This is a genomic window from Citrobacter sp. Cpo040 (assembly GCF_030332915.1).
Taxonomy (GTDB): Bacteria; Pseudomonadota; Gammaproteobacteria; order Enterobacterales; family Enterobacteriaceae; genus Citrobacter; species Citrobacter portucalensis.
Genome location: NZ_JAOWGX010000036.1, coordinates 284647 through 304655, shown reverse-complemented (window position 1 = coordinate 304655; position 20009 = coordinate 284647). Strand labels below are relative to the sequence as shown.

The following is a 20009-nucleotide window of genomic DNA, read 5'->3' as shown; positions in this document are numbered from 1 at the left end:
GTCTTGATTAAGAATTCTCCTACCCACCAGTAAGCCCATTAAGAAAAACGTATATCCATCTGAAATATAATGTTTTTCATGTAAATTCCCTCCAAAACAGATAGGAATACCCTGTCTTTATAGAAACCACTCAATCATTATTCATGCGATTCATAAGCGAAATCTATCAATCATTTACGCAGAGCTGAAATAAACGATTTATCTTAAATTTTAACAAAGTGTAATATCTACTTTAAGAATAGTTAATGATTCTAATAAATACAGAGAATATCTGTTTAATCTGGAATTAATAAGGATACGTTCACAACACAGAACGTAATACGAGATTTAATTAACATTTCACGCGTCGCAAGAAACTCTTTTTTAACCTACAAAAAGAGGCGGCTGCTTGCACCAAAATTTCAAGGAGATCGTTATGTCAAAGGCTATTTTTTTGGGTGACTCAATTTACCCTTGGCTAGGCATGCGAGAAATCCTACGTGGCTCATCATTATATATTGATATCGCGTATTACTCCTCCCAGACGCTCTCTGCTGTCAAAATGCTTCCTTATGAAACGGATTGCATCATCATTAATCCTGACAAATCAGATTTTTTAAAATATGCCAGGATTATCCGCAACATGGCTTTACGACCTGTCACCAAAATTATTGTTTTGGCAGATGAAGCTACTTTTACTCTTTTTCAAACCGTTTGTGGGAAGAACATGCTGTTTCTTGATCAAGATGCCAGTCTTGATCGGCTACACCATGCCGTTACACGTATCACAAAGAACAATAACCAACAAAATATCAAAGCATTACACAACAAGATCACAGCAAACGAATTCAACGTAATGATGATGCTTGCCCGAGGATGGTCACTGACACAAATCGCCGGGGCATCACAAAAAAGTGAAAAAACCATCGGGGCGTACAAAAGCAATATTGCCAGAAAACTCGGCAAAAATAACACCCGGCTCAAGTACACCATTTCCCACTATAGCCAGCCGTAACTGACTTATTTAAGGACAATTATCACGGTTATTATTTAAAAAGGTTTTCTTTCGACTCGCTTTTTAATTCCGCATCGCACGGAAGGAAACCCTATTCCCAAAAATCTATTACCGGGTAGCACATCCGCGTGCCAACCATAGCCAACAACTCAATGTATTAACACATGCATAACAGGAATGTAGACGAGGGTTATATATGAACAAAGTTTACAGCATTATTTGGAACGCGGCGCTCGGTATCTGGGTGGTCGTTTCTGAATTAACCAAAGGAAAGAAAAAAAGCAGCTCGCGTAAAACGGTTGCGGTATTGGCAGCGGGTGCATTAAGCGCTGCTTCAATGCAGGTTTCCGCTGATCCGATTATCGACACCGGTGATCACAATATTTTCACCGACTACCAGGCAGGTATTTCCGTTGGGGATTATACGGGTATCCACGACTACGGGTTCTTATATAAAGATATCACTGCTGGTCAGGCGCTCAATATCAGCGGCGCGATCCCAACGATCGGTCCGGGTCAAAGTGGCGTTGTTGAATCAACGACCATCAGAGAACTGCTGCAAACCGGCAAAATCACTCTTAAGGCCACCAGCCCTGACCAGAGCGTAAAAACGATTACTACCGCTGAAGAACTGGCGGAATACCTGACGTACAATCGGTCGTCGACGCCTTCACAGAGCACAGAATTTGATATTAACGACCCGGCGTTCCCTGGCGAACCTACAACTATTAAAGTATTTGACACCAATGAGTTAAGTAATTTTCTTACTGAATCCCAGATTGGCGATTCGGTATTAAACACCTACGATCCAACATTGTCTAAAATCTATAAACAATTTGGCATCGCGCTGGCGACAAATGGCTCCATAGCCAATCTGGATATTGGCAACGACACGCTCAATGTCCGCGACAAAGCCAATACTATCGAGTTGCTGGCCAAAGACTCCTCCTTGCTGGAGGCTCAGGACGCAGGTAGCCAGGTTAACTGGCAATCCGATAACTATATAAAATTTAACGCCGCCCCAGTTGTCCCTGAAAAAACGTTCGCCGGTTCAGCGCAAACCTCCGTGTTTGGCGATAATGTAACACTCATGTCCTACGGCTATGATGCAGACGGTAAAGTAGTCGAAACGGGTACGCGCACATTTAACATTACCAGCACGCAGGAGCTGGCCGATTTTAACGACTGGCTGTTGGGTAAAAGCAGCGACGCAGCAGAAAACCCTGAAGGGCAAAAGGTCAGCCAACTGCAGTTGTGGCTGGATGTTGAAAACGGTGATATCACAACCGTCGCCGCCGCGCAGACAAAATACGCGGAGCTGATTGATGGCTTGATCAACTCCAGCAAGTCTTCAGACGTGCTTACCTGGGATTACGACGTTTGGACCGACGGCTTGTCGCATAGCAATAACGCGACCGCTGGCCGCGGTGAGCTGCATGCTATTTACGCCAACGGTGCAGGCACCTCCGGCACCCTGAACAAAGATGCGATTATTGCCGTTGACGGCAGTATCAATGGCGTAATGAAAGCTCTTAATGGCGGGGTTATCACTAACCTTGGCGAGCTGAACGCATTACGCACGTCTACCGGGCAGAGTCTGGCGATTGGCATGCTGGCAAAAGACGCGACGGCAACCAACAACGGGATCATCAACTCCGGGTTGTTTATCGACAAAGACGGCAACCAAAACGTCAACAGCTATGGCGCATTTGGCATGCAGGGGCAAGGCACCAGCCAAATAGCAAACAACGGCACCATTAACCAGGCGATCACCACCGATAACTTTGGTACCGCGTCGGCAGCCGATCCCTGGAGTAAAGATGAGCCAGATTCTTCGCTGACGCTGGCTATTGGTATGCAATTGTCTGACGATGCGCAAGGGGTTAACAACGGTGATATCAACGTCGTGGACGGGCGCAAAAACGGTGCATCCTTTGCCAAAGGCACCGCTTATGGCGTAGAAGTCGCCGGGAATGCCACTTTCACTAACGCTCAGGATGCCTCAATTTATCTTGGTCGCGACGCAAGCGATCCGTCTAAAGATGTCACGATGGCTGGCGGCTCTAGTCTGAGCGCCGGGATCATGACCAAAAGTGCCAAAGAGGTGATTAACAACGGTCTGATCACGCTGGGAACCGGGATACGCAACGCCGCGGGAATTCTGGTCGGGAATGCCACGGGCAACGTCCTCAATATCGGCAATATCGTGATCAATGGAGGTTCTGACGGGGGCAGCAGTAAAAACTACGGCATCTCCGTACGCGACAGCGGCGCGGAAAATAATCAGGAAATCCGCAACGACGGCAAGATTAACGTAAATGGCACCAACAACGTGGGGATCCACGTTAGCGCCAATAACAAAAATGCCGAAGTCACCACCAGCGCTGCGGGCTCTATCGTGGTGGACGGAGAAGGCGGCGTCGGTAACCGTAACTACGCTATTTGGGCTGAAGGTGGCAGCAGCGGCCAGGCAGTGGTCAACGTTTACTCCAACATTACGCTGGATAAAGCCGGTAACATCGGTGTGCACGTACGTGATAACGCCATCGCTAACGTTGACAGTCTGAGTAGCCCGACATTCAACAACACCGATCAGATTGGTTATTACCTGTATGGTAAAGGCGCTACCGCCAATATTGGTCAGGCGGTGATGAATGACAATGGTCAGGATCGCACCACCATTTTCCGTATCGCCAATGGCGCATTGCTGGCCGGTAACACGACTAACCCGAAAGATCAGTCCAGTTCCAACCTTGATCTTACCCTCAACGGTAAGAATTCCGTGGGCGTTCTCGCCACCGGCGCTGGCAGTAGCGTAGATACTGGTGAAGCAACGTTTGCCGTTAAGGGCAGCGACTCAGCGGCACTGGTAATCGAAGGCGGCGCGAAAGGGACCATCAGTGATAAAACCACCATCAATTTAACCGGCGAAAGAACCATTGCCGGGGTTGTGGATGGTCAGGCTCACCAGTTGAATGGTCGCACGCAGGGTGATCCTACTAGCACCACCCTCACCTCGAACGCGAAGATTACCTCTGAAGCTAGCGGCAATGAGGTTATCGCCTATGTGGCGAGGAATCAGGGCAACCTGATCCTGGATACCAACTCGATTATTGATCTGGCCAGCGTCGACAGCATCGGTGTTGATGTTCAACAAGGCGGGAGCTTAACCAATAACTCTTCCAGCGCTCTGCATGTCAGCAACGGCATCGGTGTTAGAGCTTCAGGTGCCAGCGCACAGATCAATACACTGGGCAAAGTTCAGGTTGATAATGGTACTGCCGGGGTTCTGCTCACCCAAGGAGCCAGCCTGCTAATTAACGGTATTTCTGGCGACAGTATTACTACCGATGGCACCGCTGACGGTATTCGTCTGGCCGAAGGCGCTGGCGCTCTGTCCGCGCAAAATGTGGAGATCAGTGCAAAGGGTGACGGTGCTGGCATTCAAAACGATGCTAACAATAACAATATCCTGTTACGAAACGTCACCATAAACTCCAACGATGGCGCAGGCATCCGCACCAGCGTGGCGTTGACCATGACCGATAAAGACAGCGCTGGAAATATCCTCAACGTCAACGGGAAAGGTACCGGCTTCGCTTTTGAACAACGCGACGGCGGCTCGGTGACGGGCGATCTGACCATCGGCAAAGGCTACACCATTGAGGTGCTGAACAGCGAAGGCAGCGGTATCCGCGCTAATACCAACGGTAATGTCACCACCAATGCCGACATTAACGTGCATAACGACGCAGGCGGTTCGGCGATCATCGCGAAAAACGTCAGCGCCTTGACCAACAGCGGCAAGATTATCTCTGCCAGCACCACCTCACCGGTAATTGACGCCAGCGGCGACAGCAGTAAAACTATTACCAACACGGGAACCCTGCAGGCCATCAACGACACGGCCGTGGCCATTCAGTCCGGCAAAGGCAATGACACCATTGATATCAGCGGCGGTGTAACCAGCGGCGTAATCAATACCGGCGAAGGTGCGGACATCTTTAACTGGCGTAGTGGCTCCTATGCGGGTGAAGTGAATTTCGCCGGTACTGGCGGTAACAATAAAGCCAACATCGGCAATGTGACGCTGGATAAAACACGCCACATCACTACTGAAGCTGGTAGCGGCAACGCCCTCACCTTCACCGATACAAAAGGTGCGAAGATTGGTACGCTGGCGAGCGACAATCTGACCACTGGCACCAACATCGGCACCGGCTGGGATTCGCTGACCATCAGCGGCTCAAACGCGGATGTCCGCGTCGTAGAAAACCTGACACTGGCAAGCAAAACCATTGCCGTAAACAATGGCGCAACCCTGAGCACCGGCGACCACGTCGAGCCGACCAGTACTGCAGCAAGCATTGGCGATTACAATGTTACGACCCAGGGCACAGGCAGCCGGGTTATCTTCGATACCCAGGGTGATGCTTCAGCGGCGCAAATTTATCGCGGTATCATCAGCGGTGACGGGAAGTTCGAACGTGCGGCGGGCGGTACCACGATCTTCACAGCTAACAATACCTACACCGGCTCTACCACTATCGCTCAAACCGGTACGCTGCAGTTGGGTGACGGCGGAAATACAGGCGAAGTCAGCGCCGTGTCAGACATTATCGACAACGGCATATTGGCGATTAATCGCGCCAACACCGTGCTGCTCAACGGCGTGATCTCAGGTATTGGCGCGCTACAGCAAATCGGCGGCGGCATTACCCGTCTGAACGGCAACAACACCTATACCGGCGACACCACCGTTACCAACGGCACGCTGCTGGTGAATGGCGATCAAAGCGCGGCGCGCGGTGCCACCACCGTTAGCGGCACGTCCACACTTGGCGGTAATGGCACTATCGGCGGCAACGTGCTGATGAACGATGCCACGACCCTCAGCGCCGGTGACGGTGGTGCGGGTACGTTATCCATTAACGGTAATCTGCAGCTTGGTAGCAAAACGACTTCCGCTTTCGAACTGGGTCAGGCCTATACGCCAGGCGGCGCGCTAAACGATCTGATTAACGTCGCGGGCGATCTGCAACTGGACGGGACTCTGGGTGTCACCACTTCACAGGGCGGTAGCTTCGGACCGGGCGTGTACCGTATCTATAACTACGGCGGCACGCTGGATAACCAGACGCTGGAATTAGGCGCAATACCGGACAGTCAGGATAAGAGCAATATTTTTGTCCAGACCTCCATCGACAAACAGGTCAACCTGGTGAACGCCAACGGCGTTACCCTGCAGTTCTGGGACGGCGCAACCGTCAATCAGAGCCACGGCGCGTCGGGCATTGAAGGCGACAGCAAAATTGACGGTGGCGATGGCAAATGGATGGCAATCGGCAGCCAGGGTGATAACAACTGGACCACCGCAACCGGTGAAGGTAACGCCCCTTGGGCACAGAAGTCCTTCGCCGTCTTCACCACCAAAGGCGGTACAGTTACCGTGGACAACGCCGCGGGAGAAGTTAACTTCTCCGGGGCACAGTTTGATGCCGATGGCTATGTCGTTAAAGGCGATGCGCTTAACGCGTATGCCACCACGGAAAACGCGACCCACGCAGGCCAGACGCCGGGAACTGGCGAACTGCTGCTGCGCGTTGGCGCCGGTGGCGCGGGGCAAAACTATACCGCGACCATTGAGTCTGTTATCCGCGAAGCCAGTACTGCTGATAAGCTGACGCTGGTGAAAAGCGACCTTGGCCGTCTGATTCTCAGCGGTGACAACGAGTATCGCGGCGGCACGCGCATTGATGGCGGCACGTTGCAGATCTCCTCCGACAGCAATCTCGGCCAGAGCGGAACTGACCTGGCAATCAATAACGGTTCAACGCTGCAACTGGGCGCGGACCTGACCAGCAATCGCACCATCGAGCTGGGAGCGAATGAGAACGCAGCGGTGTTCGATCTCAATTCGCATCACTTCACGCCAACTGGTGAGATTACCGGCGACGGTAAACTGAAAGTCACCAGCAGCTCTAGCGATGCGGGCAGCACCTTGTCGCTCGACCGCGCAAACAGCTACAAAGGCGACACAGAAATTGCCGGTACCGGAAACGCCAACAATGTGACGGTCAACGTCAGCAAAACCGGAGCCTTTGGCAGTAACGAAAGCAGCACAGTGAACGTCAATAAGGGCGCGACGCTCAATGTCAGCGGGACAGATACCAGCCTGAAATCCCTGACCATGAACATCGCCGACAGCCTGTTAACGCTGGCAGATAACGTCACCGCAGCGAGCGCAATGCTGAACCTGACGGGCACGGCGAAAGCGGTGTTAACCAACAACGCCACCGCGGGCAACGCGACGGTTAACGTGTCAAAAGACAGTACTCTGGCGCTGGAAGAAGACGCCAGCGGCGGCAATGCCACCGTGAACAACAGCGGGCTGATGACCTTTGCTGACCTGGCGATGGCAGAAAATACCGTCGTTAAAAACCTGGCGGGCGGTAAGGTCGATATCAGCGCAGTCGACAGCGCAACATCGATCGGCTCGTTGTCCGGCGCGGGTAATGTCGAACTGGGCAATAAAGAGCTGTCGCTGGGTAATCTACATCTTGATGACACCATCAGCGGCATTATCAGCGGCAACGACGGCAGCCTGGTGAAAATCGGTGACGGCACGTTAACGCTGACCGGCGACAACACATACACCGGCACCACGGACGTCAATGAAGGCGTACTGCTGGTCAACGGTAATCAGTCTGCGGCTACCGGCCAGGTGACAGTGAAATCCGGGGCAACGCTCGGCGGTAACGGGATTATTGGCGGCGCGGTTGATGTACTGGACGACGCTCATATTACCGCGGGTGCAGCTATCAACAGCGTGGGTAAACTGACTACCGGTTCGCTGACGCTCAGTGATAACGCACAGCTGGATTATCAGTTTGGTCAGGCTTACACCCCGGGCGGTGCTTTCAACGACTTGATTGACGTTAATGGCGATCTGACGCTCGACGGTAAGCTCAACATTGAAACCTCACCGGGCGGCAGCTTTGATGTCGGCGTCTATCGCGTCATCAACTACACCGGCACATTGACCAACAATGTGATGGATATTGCTAACGCGCCGGAAGCGGCTGACAGCCTGTACGTGCAGACATCGGTGAAAAATCAGGTCAACCTGGTCAACCACGCAGGACTAACGCTGCGCTTCTGGGACGGCACCGGTGGTGAAAATGGCGAGCTGAAAAACAACGGCGTCATCAACGGCGGCGACGGTATCTGGCAATCCAGCCAGGGTAACGACAACTGGACGACCGATGAATCAACGCCGGAAGGCGCGCTGAACGCACCGTTTACCGATGCCGCGTTTGCCGTCTTCCAGGGTGAAGCAGGCAACGTGACCGTCGATAACAGCAAAGGCGACGTCATCATCAGCGGCGCGCAGTTCGCCACCGATGGTTATCGCGTGGGCGGCGAAGCCATTACCACCGATACGGCCAACACCCTGATTCGCGTTGGCGATGGCACAGTAGACGGCGCCAACTACACCGCGACTATCGACAACGTTATCCGCGGTACCGGCGGCCTGAATAAAGGCGATCTCGGTACCCTCATCCTCACGGGCGACAACACCTACAGCGGTGGAACGACCATCACCTCCGGGACGCTGCAGGTAGCGGGCGATACCAACCTGGGTGCGGCAAATACGGGAATTACCTTTAATGGCGGTACGCTGAAGTATGGCGAAGCGTTTGATACTGCCCGTCAGGTGACGCTGGAATCCGGCGGCGGGACATTCGACACCAACGGGCATGACGTTTCTCTGCTGACGGAAGTCGAAGGTAATGGTCAACTGACCAAAACCGGTAAAGGCTCCCTCACCCTGACGCTGGATAACACCTACACCGGTGGCACCACCATCGAACAAGGCGTTTTACAGTTGGGTAACGGCGGCGATATCGGCAGCATTCAGGGGGATGTCGTTGATAACGGCGTACTCAACGTCAATCGTGGCGATACCCTGGCGCTGACCGGCAATATCAGTGGTAAAGGCCAGTTGCATCAGACCGGTAGCGGCATTACCGAGCTGCAAGGTGAAAACAGCTACAGCGGCGCGACGTTGATCGCCAACGGCGTGTTGCAAGCGGGTAATGCCAACACCCTGAGTAGCGCATCTCACCACTATGTGGTCGCAGACACCACGTTGAACACTCAGGGTTACAACCAAACGGTAGCGGGCCTGAGCAACGGTGGCGATGTCTCGCTCATCGGTCAGCAGACTGGCACAACCTTAACCGTCAAAGGGGATTACACCGGCGAAAAAGGGACTATCAACATGGCGGCTATCCAGAATGGTAGCGGCGCAGGCATTGCCGACCGTCTGATTATCGATGGCGGTAAAGCCAGCGGTAGCACGCTGCTGGATGTCGATGGTTCTGGTCTCGGCGCGCCGACCATTGGGGATGGTATCGAAGTGGTGACAGCGCTCAATGGCGCAACCACCACCGCACAAACGTCGCGGGATGCCTTCCATCTTGCCGCCGATCGTATGGCTGCAGGTGCGTTTGAGTACCAACTGCATGCGGGTAATGCTCAGGGCCAGGGTGAAAACTGGTATCTGAGAAGTGAATACCGTCCAGAAACCATGCTGTATTCTGGCCTCGCCAGCGTCGTACGTCAGGGTGATATTAGCCTGTTGGGTAACATGCACCAACGTATGGGTGACGAGGTTAAACCGGGCATTGATGAAGACAATCGCGCCTGGGCAAGAATGATTGGCTACTCCGGTAAAACCAAACTGGATGATGCGGCCGGTACGCAAACCAGCTCCCATACCATGGGCATTCAGGTCGGCGTTGATATGTATGCTAACGAAAGCTGGAAAGCCGGGATGTATACCAGCATCCTTGATATCGACAGCAACGTGAAAGGCACGAAGACAGGCAGCGATGGCAAAGGCGGTAACATCGACGACAACGCATTTTACGTCGGCGGCTATGCTACCTGGTTCTCGGGTGACGGTATGTATGTTGATAACGTCCTGCAGTACGGTAACCATAAATCCCGCCTGGAGGCGACCGGGAACAACGGCTCGTATACGGTCAGAGGCAACACGCTGACGGCGTCGACAGAGGTGGGTAAATCGTTCCGTTTAGGTGCCAGCGTATGGAGTCTGGAACCTCAGGCTCAGTTGATCTACCAGTACAGCGACTTTGATAACAGCACGCTGGATGGTGTGACCCCAACGAAAGTGAAAATGGATACTGCGGATTCCTTTACCGCGCGTCTGGGCGTGCGTCTGGTCGCTGACTATGACACCAACCATGGCAAATTCCAGCCGTACGGCAGGGTAAACGTCTGGCAGGGTCTGGGTTCAAAAGACAAAACGCACTTTAGCAATGCGGTAGCCACCACCACGCTGGAATCTTCACAGCAGTACTCCAGCACTGAAGTTGCAGCCGGCCTGTCATGGTCCATCGACAGAAACCTGCAGGTCTACGGTGAGCTGGGTACGCAATTCAGCAACGGCGGCAGTAAGTCGCAGGTAGAAGCGCCGGTCAATGCCTCTATCGGCTTTAAGAAATCGTTCTAAGCTGACATAAACTCACCAGCCCCCTGTTCTGCAGGGGGCTTTTTTTTGCCGTTCAAAGCCGCCTGATGCGCTACGCTTATCAGGCCTACAGACTTAACAGCAACGCGGAACAATCAAGGATTTGGGAAACGTAAATAAGGAGGGATTAACGATTATATTGTGCTAAGAGTGAAGGGATCTCTTCTGCCAGCACTGGGGGAGAAATGAAAAAGCCTTGAATTTTGTCACAACCAATCTGCATCAACCGCTCCAACTGGGACTGGGTTTCCACCCCTTCGGCAAGAACTTCAATGCCAAAATTATGCGCCAGTGAAATAATACCCTCAACAATCTTTGTTGATCGGGTGTCGGGCTCAATACCGGTGACAAATTCCTTATCAATTTTTAAGGTGTCAAAAGGATATTTCAACAGGTAATTAAGATTAGCATGGCCGGTTCCAAAATCATCAAGTGCAAGCTTGACCCCTATCGCCTTTAATTCTGTCATATTTTTAGCCGCAATCTGGCTGTCACACAGCGGTGACGTTTCCGTGACCTCTATTTGGCATCGATGGACCGGCAATCCGGAAGTGGCAAGATTTTGTCTGACGCGTTGGGGTAACAGAGGATCGCAGAATTCAAGCGCGGAAATATTGACGGATAATACAATGGGGTCAGGCCAGGAAGTTGCAACATCCCACGGAGAGTGAGTAACCATATCTTCAATGGAAATAATATTGCCGCTATCTTCCAGTAAGGTAATAAAAACATCGGGAGAGATCATACCCATCTGAGGACTATTCCAACGCATTAATGCTTCAAATCCGCTTATACGCTGGGCATGCAAATTGAAAATAGGCTGATAAACCATATAAAGTTGACTGGTATTCAAAGCCTTTTCAAGCGCAGTTAGCACCTCATTGGAATTAAACATTCCCCTCTCCCTCTACAAATCATAAAATTAAAAACCAGTCAAAATCACTCCCAAATTGTATCTACTATTAGGTGTATTACATCAGAAAAGAATGGTCAGGTTAGGGTAAAAAAGACATAGGATGGGTAAATCTGACAATTAACTTATTTAAATCAGAGGTATTGGTCAGGCCAAGCTTGGCGACGACTCTCATCTTATGTGCCTGAATCGTTTTATAGTTCAGGCTAACTAACTCAGAAATTTCTTTGGCTGTATAACCACTTACCAGTAAGTTCAGGATCTGCTGTTCTCTTTCGGTTAATCTCTTCTGCGAACGATACAGTCGGGGGTTCCATTTCCCGACTGATAATGTTGCCAATTGACCAAAATCACGCAGTGAAGATTTTTCAGTCAAAACTATTGTTTTTTCGACATATAATAACTCTACGCATAATTTCGCCACCAAACTATCAGCAACAATCACCACGACGTTATTATAAAATTTGAATCGGTTTTTATTCAAAAACTGAACAATGTCTGAACACGCTTGTTCATTATCAATGATATTAAAAACCATGGTTTGATGCTGGCATAATGATGACTGATGCAACATATCCTCAAACTGGAATGTTTGTATCGGTACATGTTTGCTGGTCAGGTAGGCAAACATACCATTGCCCACAAAATTATCACTGCCACACATCAACATCCTGTTCACCGTTCCTTATAAGCTTCTAATCTTGTTACTCATTAAAAATTTAATAATGATTTTCTCGACTTCAGTCTCTTCACGACGATTTTTAAAGTCGAACTCACATGAGATCTGATGACAGGAATACAACTGGTTATCCTCATCAAATTCATTGATCGGGACGACATCGATCACTTTTAAGTCCAGTTGTAAACTGCCAAATGTATCGAAATCCAGAGATGCATTTTTAATCACCGCATCTTTATAAAGAAAACGGGCGTTTACATCTTTAACGATTAACGCACAACCACCCTGCGAGATATTTTTAATCTTGAGAGAGTAGTTTTCTCCATTTTTGTAACGACCAAAACAGAAAAAGTCATAGCCTTTCAGGAATGAAAAACGCTGATTTTGTCTCTGCTGGGCAAAGAAAATCATATCCGGGATGAAGTAGGATAATCCTGCTTCCGCACCTGCTGACGAGGTTTGTTCGAACCTGGCAGTAAATTTTACAATCCCGCTTTCGCTGTGCAGGATAAAGTATTGGACCTTTTCAGGAACAATGTCTCCGTGTCCGGAGATGACAAACCGTTCGAAATCAACTTTCTCTAACTGCGTGATAACGCTACTGTCTCCACACAGGATTTCCAGTTTCGTTTTCTTATGAAGCTCTTCACGAAGGATAGCGATGATTTCAAACTTGTCTTCCTTTGCTAAGCCAAAGCTCATTCTAAAACCCTTATTTCCATATTTAAGATATGTCCCGCTTTTGGTTACTCACAAAACGCGAGATCAGCATCCACCCCTGGTGCTTAATTACCATAGTGGATTCCATGTCAAACAGTTGGTTAAAAGTTAAGTTTTTAACTATCTTTAGTCAGTTATTGATACGTAAAAACATTTAATCAGGATTAATTCTAGCTCAAGCCAGGCCTAAAACCACGCGAACTTGCGTACTGGCTATAACAAAAGCGAATAACAAAATTTTTTAAAATGAGGTTTTGAGATAACAAATAGCAAGAATTGTACAGAAAAAAATAAAGCCATCATGATGGAGGGGCTAAGCAACATGCGGGTTGGCGTGCTATCGCGGGGGGATAAGAGAAGATGTTTACTGCGCTCTATCATTAACTAAAAATATAGCTCTGACTCGTTATGCTTCTAAATTGAATAATTGCAATTTATATATACTTAATAAATTTACCTTAAGTCAGAAAAAAAGCCAGCATCCTGCTGGCCCGGTAAGTACCGAATCGAACTATAGTGGCTTGCTATCTTACAGAGGGCACAACGTTAAAAATTCAATACCGCTGCTTAATTATTGATCGGGATGAATCTGCGATGATCATCACTGCTCCCGCCAACATTAACGTGTCTTTCAACACCAACCGCCCGGCGCCTGACAAGTACGGAAATCCGTGGTGTAAATCACCCAGCGGCATTACCCACGCTTCTGGTGTGGTTATTAAAAATGATAAGGTAACAATTGGTGTGGCAAATGCCAGAACGCCGCCAATTAATCCCAACCAGCGGCTAACAGGATTAGCCAGCACCAGCAAAGCGATAAGAACTTCGACTACGCCCAGGCCATTTGAGAACGTATACGTGTTATTCGCCGTCTGCCATTCACGAGCCTGCGGTTTGAATTCACCTTCGTGGGTTAAATGTTGTTTGTATTCTTCTGGATGCTCATAAAGAAATGACATTACCGGACTATTGGCGACAAACGGCGTAATGCTGTCGGCTTCGTAAGGTACAAATTTTAATAAACCAATCCAGATAAAAACAATCGCGATACTCAGGCGAATCAAGGTTAATCCAACTCTATCGCCTTTGCCCAATATACGAAGATACTTTTCCATCCCGGCTCTCCTCACTTGTACAAAATTGCCGTTGCGTGAGTGCTGCTATCAATGCGCATTGAGGTAATTTTCCAGGAAGTCGCATTCTTTTCCTGCGCCAGTTTCGCAATGGCATCTTCCATCACGGAAGGAGAGCCAGACACGGCTGATACGCTAACGTGGGCAACCTCTGTTTGCGCTAACGCGGAAAATGTCACCGGAGCAGTCAGTAACGCAGTCATTAGTAACGTAGACTTAAACATGTTCATTTCTATTTCCATTAACGAGTTATTTCAGTGGGAATATAATAAAACATGTCACTTTATTTTATTTCATCCGTAACGCCAGAATAACTGTCAATTAGTATCAGGAGTATAAAAAACAAATAAAAAAAAGCCCCACACGGGTGGGGCAAATATGCAGACTACGTTATTATCATTTTATGAGAGAAAAGAGATCGTTTAATGATTCGCTCATACTTGGATGGGTAAATATCTGGTCACGCAATGTGGTATAAGGTAACCCCGCGTCCATAACCGTCTTGATGATATTAATCATTTCATGAGAATCCACGCACAGCAGCGATACGCCTAATATTTGTTTCGTTTCACTATCCACCACCGCTTTAAGAACACCACGCGTATCATTCATCACCCGCGCTCGCGGGATAGCCGCTACCGGCAACGTCACGACTTGCACCGCCGCACCGCTGGCGCGAGCCTGTTCTTCAGTCATTCCAACGCGGGAAAGCGGCGGCGTCATAAAGACGGAATACGGTACGTTTTGGCGATCGCCGGTGTTACGTAACCCCTCGCCTAGCAGGTTGTCACGCACAATACGGAAGTCATCCAGCGAGATATAGGTAAATTGTAATCCACCAGTGACATCGCCCATTGCCCAAATGTTATCTGCCGATGTACGCAAATATTTATTCACAACAATGGCACCACGATCGTTTACATCCACACCCGCTTTCTGCAATTGCAGGTTTTCTGTCGCCGGTTTGCGACCTGATGCTACCAACAGCGCATCCACCGTCTGGGTCCCCTCCGGCATGTGCAACTGTACTGCACCATCATGAGAGGAGACCGACTGCACGTTGGCATTGAGGATCAACTCGACACCTTTGTCGCGTAAAATGTTGGCGATAGCGTCAGCAATATCCCGGTCCTCACGAGGCAAAAACTGCGGAGCTGCTTCATAAATAGTGACTTTGCTACCAAAGTTGGCAAACATCGATGCGAATTCAACGCCGATATACCCACCGCCCAAAATGCCCAGACGCTCTGGACGTTGCGTCAAATTCAACAGCCCGGTGCTGTCAAATACGCCAGGTGTCGTGGTTAATCCCTCAACGTTTGGAATCGTTGACTGGGCGCCGGTATTAATAAAGATTTTCTCGCCGCTCAGCTCAATCTCGCCTGTTGACTGCACGACTCGCACAGTATGGTTATCAACGAATTCAGCACGACCTTCAATCACATCCACGTTTTCCAGATCGGCAAGATTATGGAAATTTTTATCGCGCAGAAAACTGACAACAGAGGCCTTGCGTTGCATTGCTTCGGCAAAGTCATGCTGAAGTTCAGCATCATGTACCAGGGTTTTGGTTGGGATACAGCCGATGTTGATGCATGTCCCGCCATACATGGTGTTTGACTGTTCAATAATCGCTACCCGCCAACCCGTTTTGGCCAGTGTTGCCGCCAGCGTTTTACCCGCTTTGCCAAATCCAATAATAATCGCCTGATACTGATTCATGCTGTCTCTCCGCCAAGTCACTGTTCGTTTGATGAACTGAAATATAGCTCTAACTCTGCCAGAACAATGTATCCACAACTCGCCAATAACTGTCAGATCGTCTAAATCAGCCTTAAAGATGACTAACATTTCGAGAATGAATTATTACACTAACACTTTGAAGGTATTAATATAATAATAAAATAAAGAGATAATATCGTTTCAATAAACGACAACAAAAAATGTTCAGGAGTCTCCATGGATGCCCTTAGCCGATTACTGATGCTTAACGACCCACAAGGCTCGATCGATCAAAATTGCCTGCTGAGCAGGGACTGGCAACTGCCGCACGCAGCAGGTGAATTGTCCATTATCCGCTGGCATACGGTCACACAAGGGGCAGCCCAACTGGACATGCCCGATGGGACATCTTTTACTCTGCGGCCCGGTACTATCGTGATCCTGCCGCAAAACTCCGCACATCGGCTCTGCCAGTCTGGCGATGAACAAACACACATTGTTTGTGGCAGCCTTCGATTGCACGCTTCCTCACGCTATTTTTTAACTGCGTTACCGGAAGTATTGGTTCTGGCACCTGATGAAAATAGCCCTGTCAGCCATTGGCTCAAGGCCATGATTGCGTTGATGCAACAGGAATCCATGAGTACTCTGCCAGGTTCCAGTGTAGTCTGCAGTCAACAATGCGCCACACTGTTCGCCTTAGCCGTTCGCGAATGGTTAACCAAGGCGACCCCCGTTCAAAACGTGTTGAATCTACTGCTTCATCCCAAACTAGGGGCTGTCGTCTTCATGATGCTGGAGTCACCGGCGTTTGCCTGGACCGTCGAAGAATTGGCGAAACGTGCACATATGTCGCGGGCCAGCTTCGCGCAGCTATTTCGTGAAGTCTCAAACTCCACGCCGCTCGCAGTATTAACCACTTTACGCCTGCAATTCGCTGCCCAGATGCTGTCACGTGGGTCGCAGCCATTGGTTGTGGTGGCCGAGTCGGTAGGCTACGCCAGCGAATCGTCATTCCATAAAGTCTTTTTACGGGAATTTGGCTGCACGCCGGGTGAGTACCGCAAACGCGTGAAGGCACTGGAGGTATAACGCGGCGCCTGCTTCGGCAACAAATCCGAATGCAGGCGCGCGCTTTAGAGTATTATTTTTGACCGCGGTGTCTGTGCAGCCACATCAGCTTATACGCAGCCGGAATAATGAATAGCGACAGCAATGGTGCGGTGATCATGCCGCCAATCATCGGCGCGGCTATGCGGCTCATGACTTCTGAGCCTGCTCCCGTCCCCCACAAGATAGGTAACAGACCCGCGATAATCACCGCCACAGTCATCGCTTTTGGCCGCACGCGCAGCACAGCACCGTGATATAACGCTTCATCCAGCTTGTCCGCCGTAAAGGTTTGCGGATTTTCCAGCGCGGGTTCGGCTTCAATAGCGTGGCGCAAGTACATCAGCATCACCACGCCAAACTCCGCAGCAACACCTGCCAGGGCGATAAATCCGGTTCCGGTTGCAACCGACATATGGAACCCCATCCAGTAAAGGAACCAGATACCGCCCACCAGCGCAAAAGGCACACTGGTGATAATCAGCAGCGCTTCGCCAAAGCGACGGAAGGCCAGATAAAGCAATACGAAGATAATCATCAGCGTCATTGGCACCATCAACTTGAGCTTATGGCTGGCGCGCTCAAGCAGCTCGAATTGCCCCGAAAACGCCACACTGGTCCCCGGCTTTAACTGGACCTTTTCAGCAATAGCCTTTTTCAGATCGTTCACCACTGAGACCATGTCACGATCTCGGGCGTCGATGTAAATCCAACTGGTTGGTCGCGCATCTTCGGTTTTCAGCATCGAAGGCCCCGAAACCACCGTCACATCGGCGACATCCGCCAGCGTAATTTGCTGTTTCATGGGCGTCAGAATCGGCAGATTACGCAATGCTTCCGGGCTATCACGATAGCTCTGCGCATAGCGCAGGTTGATAGGATAGCGTGCAATCCCTTCCACCGTTTCGCCCACCATTGCCCCTCCTACCGCTGAAGTGACAAACAGCTGCACAGCACCTACAGTCATGCCGTACCGGGCCGCTCTTTCACGATTAATATCTACGTTGAGATAGCGTCCGCCCACCAGACGCTCGGCCAGCGCCGAAGATACACCCGGCACGGTTCTGACCACCTCTTCAATTTGCTCCGCCGTGGCGTCGATATCTGCCAGAACATTACCCGACACCTTAATGCCAATTGGGCTTTTGATCCCCGTAGAGAGCATGTCGATACGGTTACGAATCGGCGGAACCCACAGATTCGCCAGGCCCGGCAAGCGTACTGTTTTGTCCAGCTCGGCGATGATTTTGTCCATCGTCATCCCCGGACGCCACTGGTCCTGCGGCTTCAGTTGGATCGTCGTTTCAACCATTTCCAGCGGCGCGGAGTCTGTTGCGGTTTCTGCCTTACCGGTTTTACCAAACACGCGCGCCACCTCCGGAACGGTCATGATCAGCTTGTCGGTTTTCTGCAGCATGTCCGCTGCCTGCGCCGCTGAGATCCCCGGCAATGTCGAAGGCATATACAGCAGATCGCCTTCGTTAATCTGCGGCAGGAATTCACCACCGACTTTATTCAGCGGGTAGACAACCGTCAGTATTGAAAGCACCGCCACCAGAATGGTGGTCTTGGGCCAGTGCAACACCTTCAGCAACAACGGATGGTAAATACGGATCAGAAAACGGTTAAGCGGGTTGCTACTTTCGGCCGGTATTTTTCCACGGATCCAGAACCCCATCAGGATAGGAATAACCACAATCGCCAGAAATGCTGCGCCTGCCATCGCATACGTTTTGGTGAACGCCAGCGGGCCGAACAGTCGCCCCTCTTGCCCCTCAAGCGTGAAAATGGGGATAAACGACAACGTGATGATCAACAGACTGATGAACAATGCCGGGCCGACTTCTACCGAGGCGTCAGTAATAACCTTCCAGCGCGTTGCGTTATCGAGCTTTTCATTCGGATGCTGATGCCCCCACTCTTCGAGCCGCTTATGGGCGTTTTCAATCATCACGATTGCGGCATCAACCATCGCCCCGACGGCAATGGCAATTCCCCCTAGCGACATGATGTTGGCGTTCAAACCCTGGAAATGCATCACGATAAACGCGATACACAGCCCCAGCGGCAAGGAAATAATCGCCACCAGCGCCGAACGCAGATGCCACAGGAACAGTGCGCACACCAGCGCCACGACGATAAACTCTTCCAGCAGCTTGTAGCTGAGGTTATCAATGGCGCGATCGATGAGCTGACTGCGATCGTATGTTGTAACTACCTCTACGCCTTCCGGCAGGCTGCTTTTCAGCGTGTCGAGTTTGGCTTTAACGGCAGAGATCACCTCACGCGCATTTTTACCGGAACGCAGGATAACCACCCCGCCCGCGACTTCGCCTTCGCCATTCAGTTCGGCGATCCCACGGCGCATTTCCGGCCCAATCTGTACGCGCGCCACATCGCGCAGGTAAACAGGTACACCGTCGGCCCCTGTTTTCAGGACGATGTTATTAAAATCATCGAGCGTTTGCAGATATCCACTGGCGCGGACCATATATTCCGCTTCAGCCATCTCAACAGATGAGCCGCCCGCTTCCTGATTCGACGTATCCAGCGCCGATTTCACGTCCGCCAGGCTGATGCCATATTGCGTCAGCTTCATCGGATCGATAACGACCTGATACTGTTTAACCACGCCGCCTACCGAAGCTACTTCCGCCACGTTAGGAATCGTTTTTAACTCATACTTTAAAAACCAGTCCTGAAGAGAACGTAATTCTGCCAGATCATGTTTCCCACTGCGATCCACCAGCGCGTACTCAAATATCCAGCCGACGCCCGTGGCGTCCGGTCCCATTTCCGCGCTAACGCCAGCCGGTAATTTTCCCTGAACCTGGTTGAGATACTCCAGTACGCGCGAGCGCGCCCAGTAAGGATCGGTACCATCTTCGAAAATGACGTACACGTAGGAATCACCAAACTGCGAGAAACCGCGCACGGTTTTCGCGCCGGGTACCGACAGCATGGTGGTGGTCAGCGGGTAGGTCACCTGATTTTCAACAATTTGCGGCGCCTGCCCCGGATAGCTGGTTTTGACGATCACCTGAACATCAGAGAGATCGGGCAGCGCATCAACCGGCGTATTGATGATGGTCCAGGTTCCCCAGACGCTAAGAAACAGCGCCCCCATCATCACCAGAAAACGGTTTGCCACCGAACGACGGATAATCCATTCAATCATT

At 50.5% G+C, this 20009-nt stretch carries 10 protein-coding genes; 3 read left to right on the top strand and 7 right to left on the bottom strand.

The genetic code is table 11. The features are described from left to right. Positions 1-415: 415 nt before the first annotated feature. Together OGX86_RS16270 and OGX86_RS16265 are read left to right on the top strand one after the other, a co-directional pair. On the top strand, positions 416-994 hold the full coding sequence (locus tag OGX86_RS16270) for a helix-turn-helix transcriptional regulator (protein WP_008784033.1): 579 nt from the start codon (positions 416-418) through the stop codon (positions 992-994). 196 nt (positions 995-1190) lie between these two features. Continuing rightward, positions 1191-10535, top strand: a complete 9345-nt coding sequence (locus tag OGX86_RS16265; RefSeq protein WP_286640291.1) for an autotransporter outer membrane beta-barrel domain-containing protein — start codon at positions 1191-1193, stop codon at positions 10533-10535. Between the two features lie 145 nt (positions 10536-10680). Here the strand turns inward: OGX86_RS16265 and OGX86_RS16260 are convergent, their stop codons facing one another. From OGX86_RS16260 to rclA, 6 genes are all read right to left on the bottom strand, one after another. Continuing rightward, complete coding sequence (locus OGX86_RS16260; protein WP_003831149.1) at positions 10681-11448, bottom strand: putative bifunctional diguanylate cyclase/phosphodiesterase; 768 nt, start codon at positions 11446-11448, stop codon at positions 10681-10683. Positions 11449-11548: 100 nt separating this feature from the next. Beyond that, positions 11549-12130 (bottom strand): helix-turn-helix transcriptional regulator, encoded by a 582-nt coding sequence (locus tag OGX86_RS16255; RefSeq protein WP_171846098.1) that lies wholly within the window; start codon positions 12128-12130, stop codon positions 11549-11551. Between the two features lie 21 nt (positions 12131-12151). Beyond that, positions 12152-12847 carry a flagellar brake protein gene (locus OGX86_RS16250; RefSeq protein WP_048226180.1) on the bottom strand — a complete coding sequence of 232 codons (696 nt, stop codon included), beginning with the start codon at positions 12845-12847 and terminating at the stop codon, positions 12152-12154. Between the two features lie 572 nt (positions 12848-13419). Further along, the gene (rclC, locus tag OGX86_RS16245) at positions 13420-13980 is read right to left on the bottom strand and encodes a reactive chlorine resistance membrane protein RclC (RefSeq protein WP_286640290.1); all 561 of its coding nucleotides are present in this window, start codon (positions 13978-13980) and stop codon (positions 13420-13422) included. Positions 13981-13991: 11 nt separating this feature from the next. Next, entirely contained in the window at positions 13992-14222 is a 231-nt protein-coding gene (rclB, locus tag OGX86_RS16240; RefSeq protein ID WP_048226462.1) for a reactive chlorine resistance periplasmic protein RclB, read from the bottom strand. 172 nt (positions 14223-14394) lie between these two features. Continuing rightward, complete coding sequence (gene rclA / locus OGX86_RS16235) at positions 14395-15720, bottom strand: reactive chlorine resistance oxidoreductase RclA (protein ID WP_286640289.1); 1326 nt, start codon at positions 15718-15720, stop codon at positions 14395-14397. A 237-nt stretch (positions 15721-15957) separates the two neighbouring features. On the opposite strand from rclA, the gene rclR reads away from it, so the two are divergent. Further along, positions 15958-16812: a reactive chlorine-specific transcriptional regulator RclR gene (gene rclR / locus OGX86_RS16230; protein WP_048214745.1), complete on the top strand. Its 855-nt coding sequence runs from the start codon at positions 15958-15960 to the stop codon at positions 16810-16812. Between the two features lie 52 nt (positions 16813-16864). Here the strand turns inward: rclR and OGX86_RS16225 are convergent, their stop codons facing one another. After that, positions 16865-20008 (bottom strand): CusA/CzcA family heavy metal efflux RND transporter, encoded by a 3144-nt coding sequence (locus OGX86_RS16225; RefSeq protein WP_128317223.1) that lies wholly within the window; start codon positions 20006-20008, stop codon positions 16865-16867. Position 20009: the final 1 nt, after the last annotated feature.

What these genes read in the sequence shown, in the direction of transcription:
- OGX86_RS16270 (WP_008784033.1), top strand. Translation starts at nt 416, where the DNA reads ATGTCAAAGGCTATTTTTTTGGGTGACTCAATTTACCCTTGGCTAGGC.
- OGX86_RS16265 (WP_286640291.1), top strand. Translation starts at nt 1,191, where the DNA reads ATGAACAAAGTTTACAGCATTATTTGGAACGCGGCGCTCGGTATCTGG.
- OGX86_RS16260 (WP_003831149.1), bottom strand. Translation starts at nt 11,448, where the DNA reads ATGTTTAATTCCAATGAGGTGCTAACTGCGCTTGAAAAGGCTTTGAAT.
- OGX86_RS16255 (WP_171846098.1), bottom strand. Translation starts at nt 12,130, where the DNA reads ATGTGTGGCAGTGATAATTTTGTGGGCAATGGTATGTTTGCCTACCTG.
- OGX86_RS16250 (WP_048226180.1), bottom strand. Translation starts at nt 12,847, where the DNA reads ATGAGCTTTGGCTTAGCAAAGGAAGACAAGTTTGAAATCATCGCTATC.
- rclC (WP_286640290.1), bottom strand. Translation starts at nt 13,980, where the DNA reads ATGGAAAAGTATCTTCGTATATTGGGCAAAGGCGATAGAGTTGGATTA.
- rclB (WP_048226462.1), bottom strand. Translation starts at nt 14,222, where the DNA reads ATGTTTAAGTCTACGTTACTAATGACTGCGTTACTGACTGCTCCGGTG.
- rclA (WP_286640289.1), bottom strand. Translation starts at nt 15,720, where the DNA reads ATGAATCAGTATCAGGCGATTATTATTGGATTTGGCAAAGCGGGTAAA.
- rclR (WP_048214745.1), top strand. Translation starts at nt 15,958, where the DNA reads ATGGATGCCCTTAGCCGATTACTGATGCTTAACGACCCACAAGGCTCG.
- OGX86_RS16225 (WP_128317223.1), bottom strand. Translation starts at nt 20,008, where the DNA reads ATGATTGAATGGATTATCCGTCGTTCGGTGGCAAACCGTTTTCTGGTG.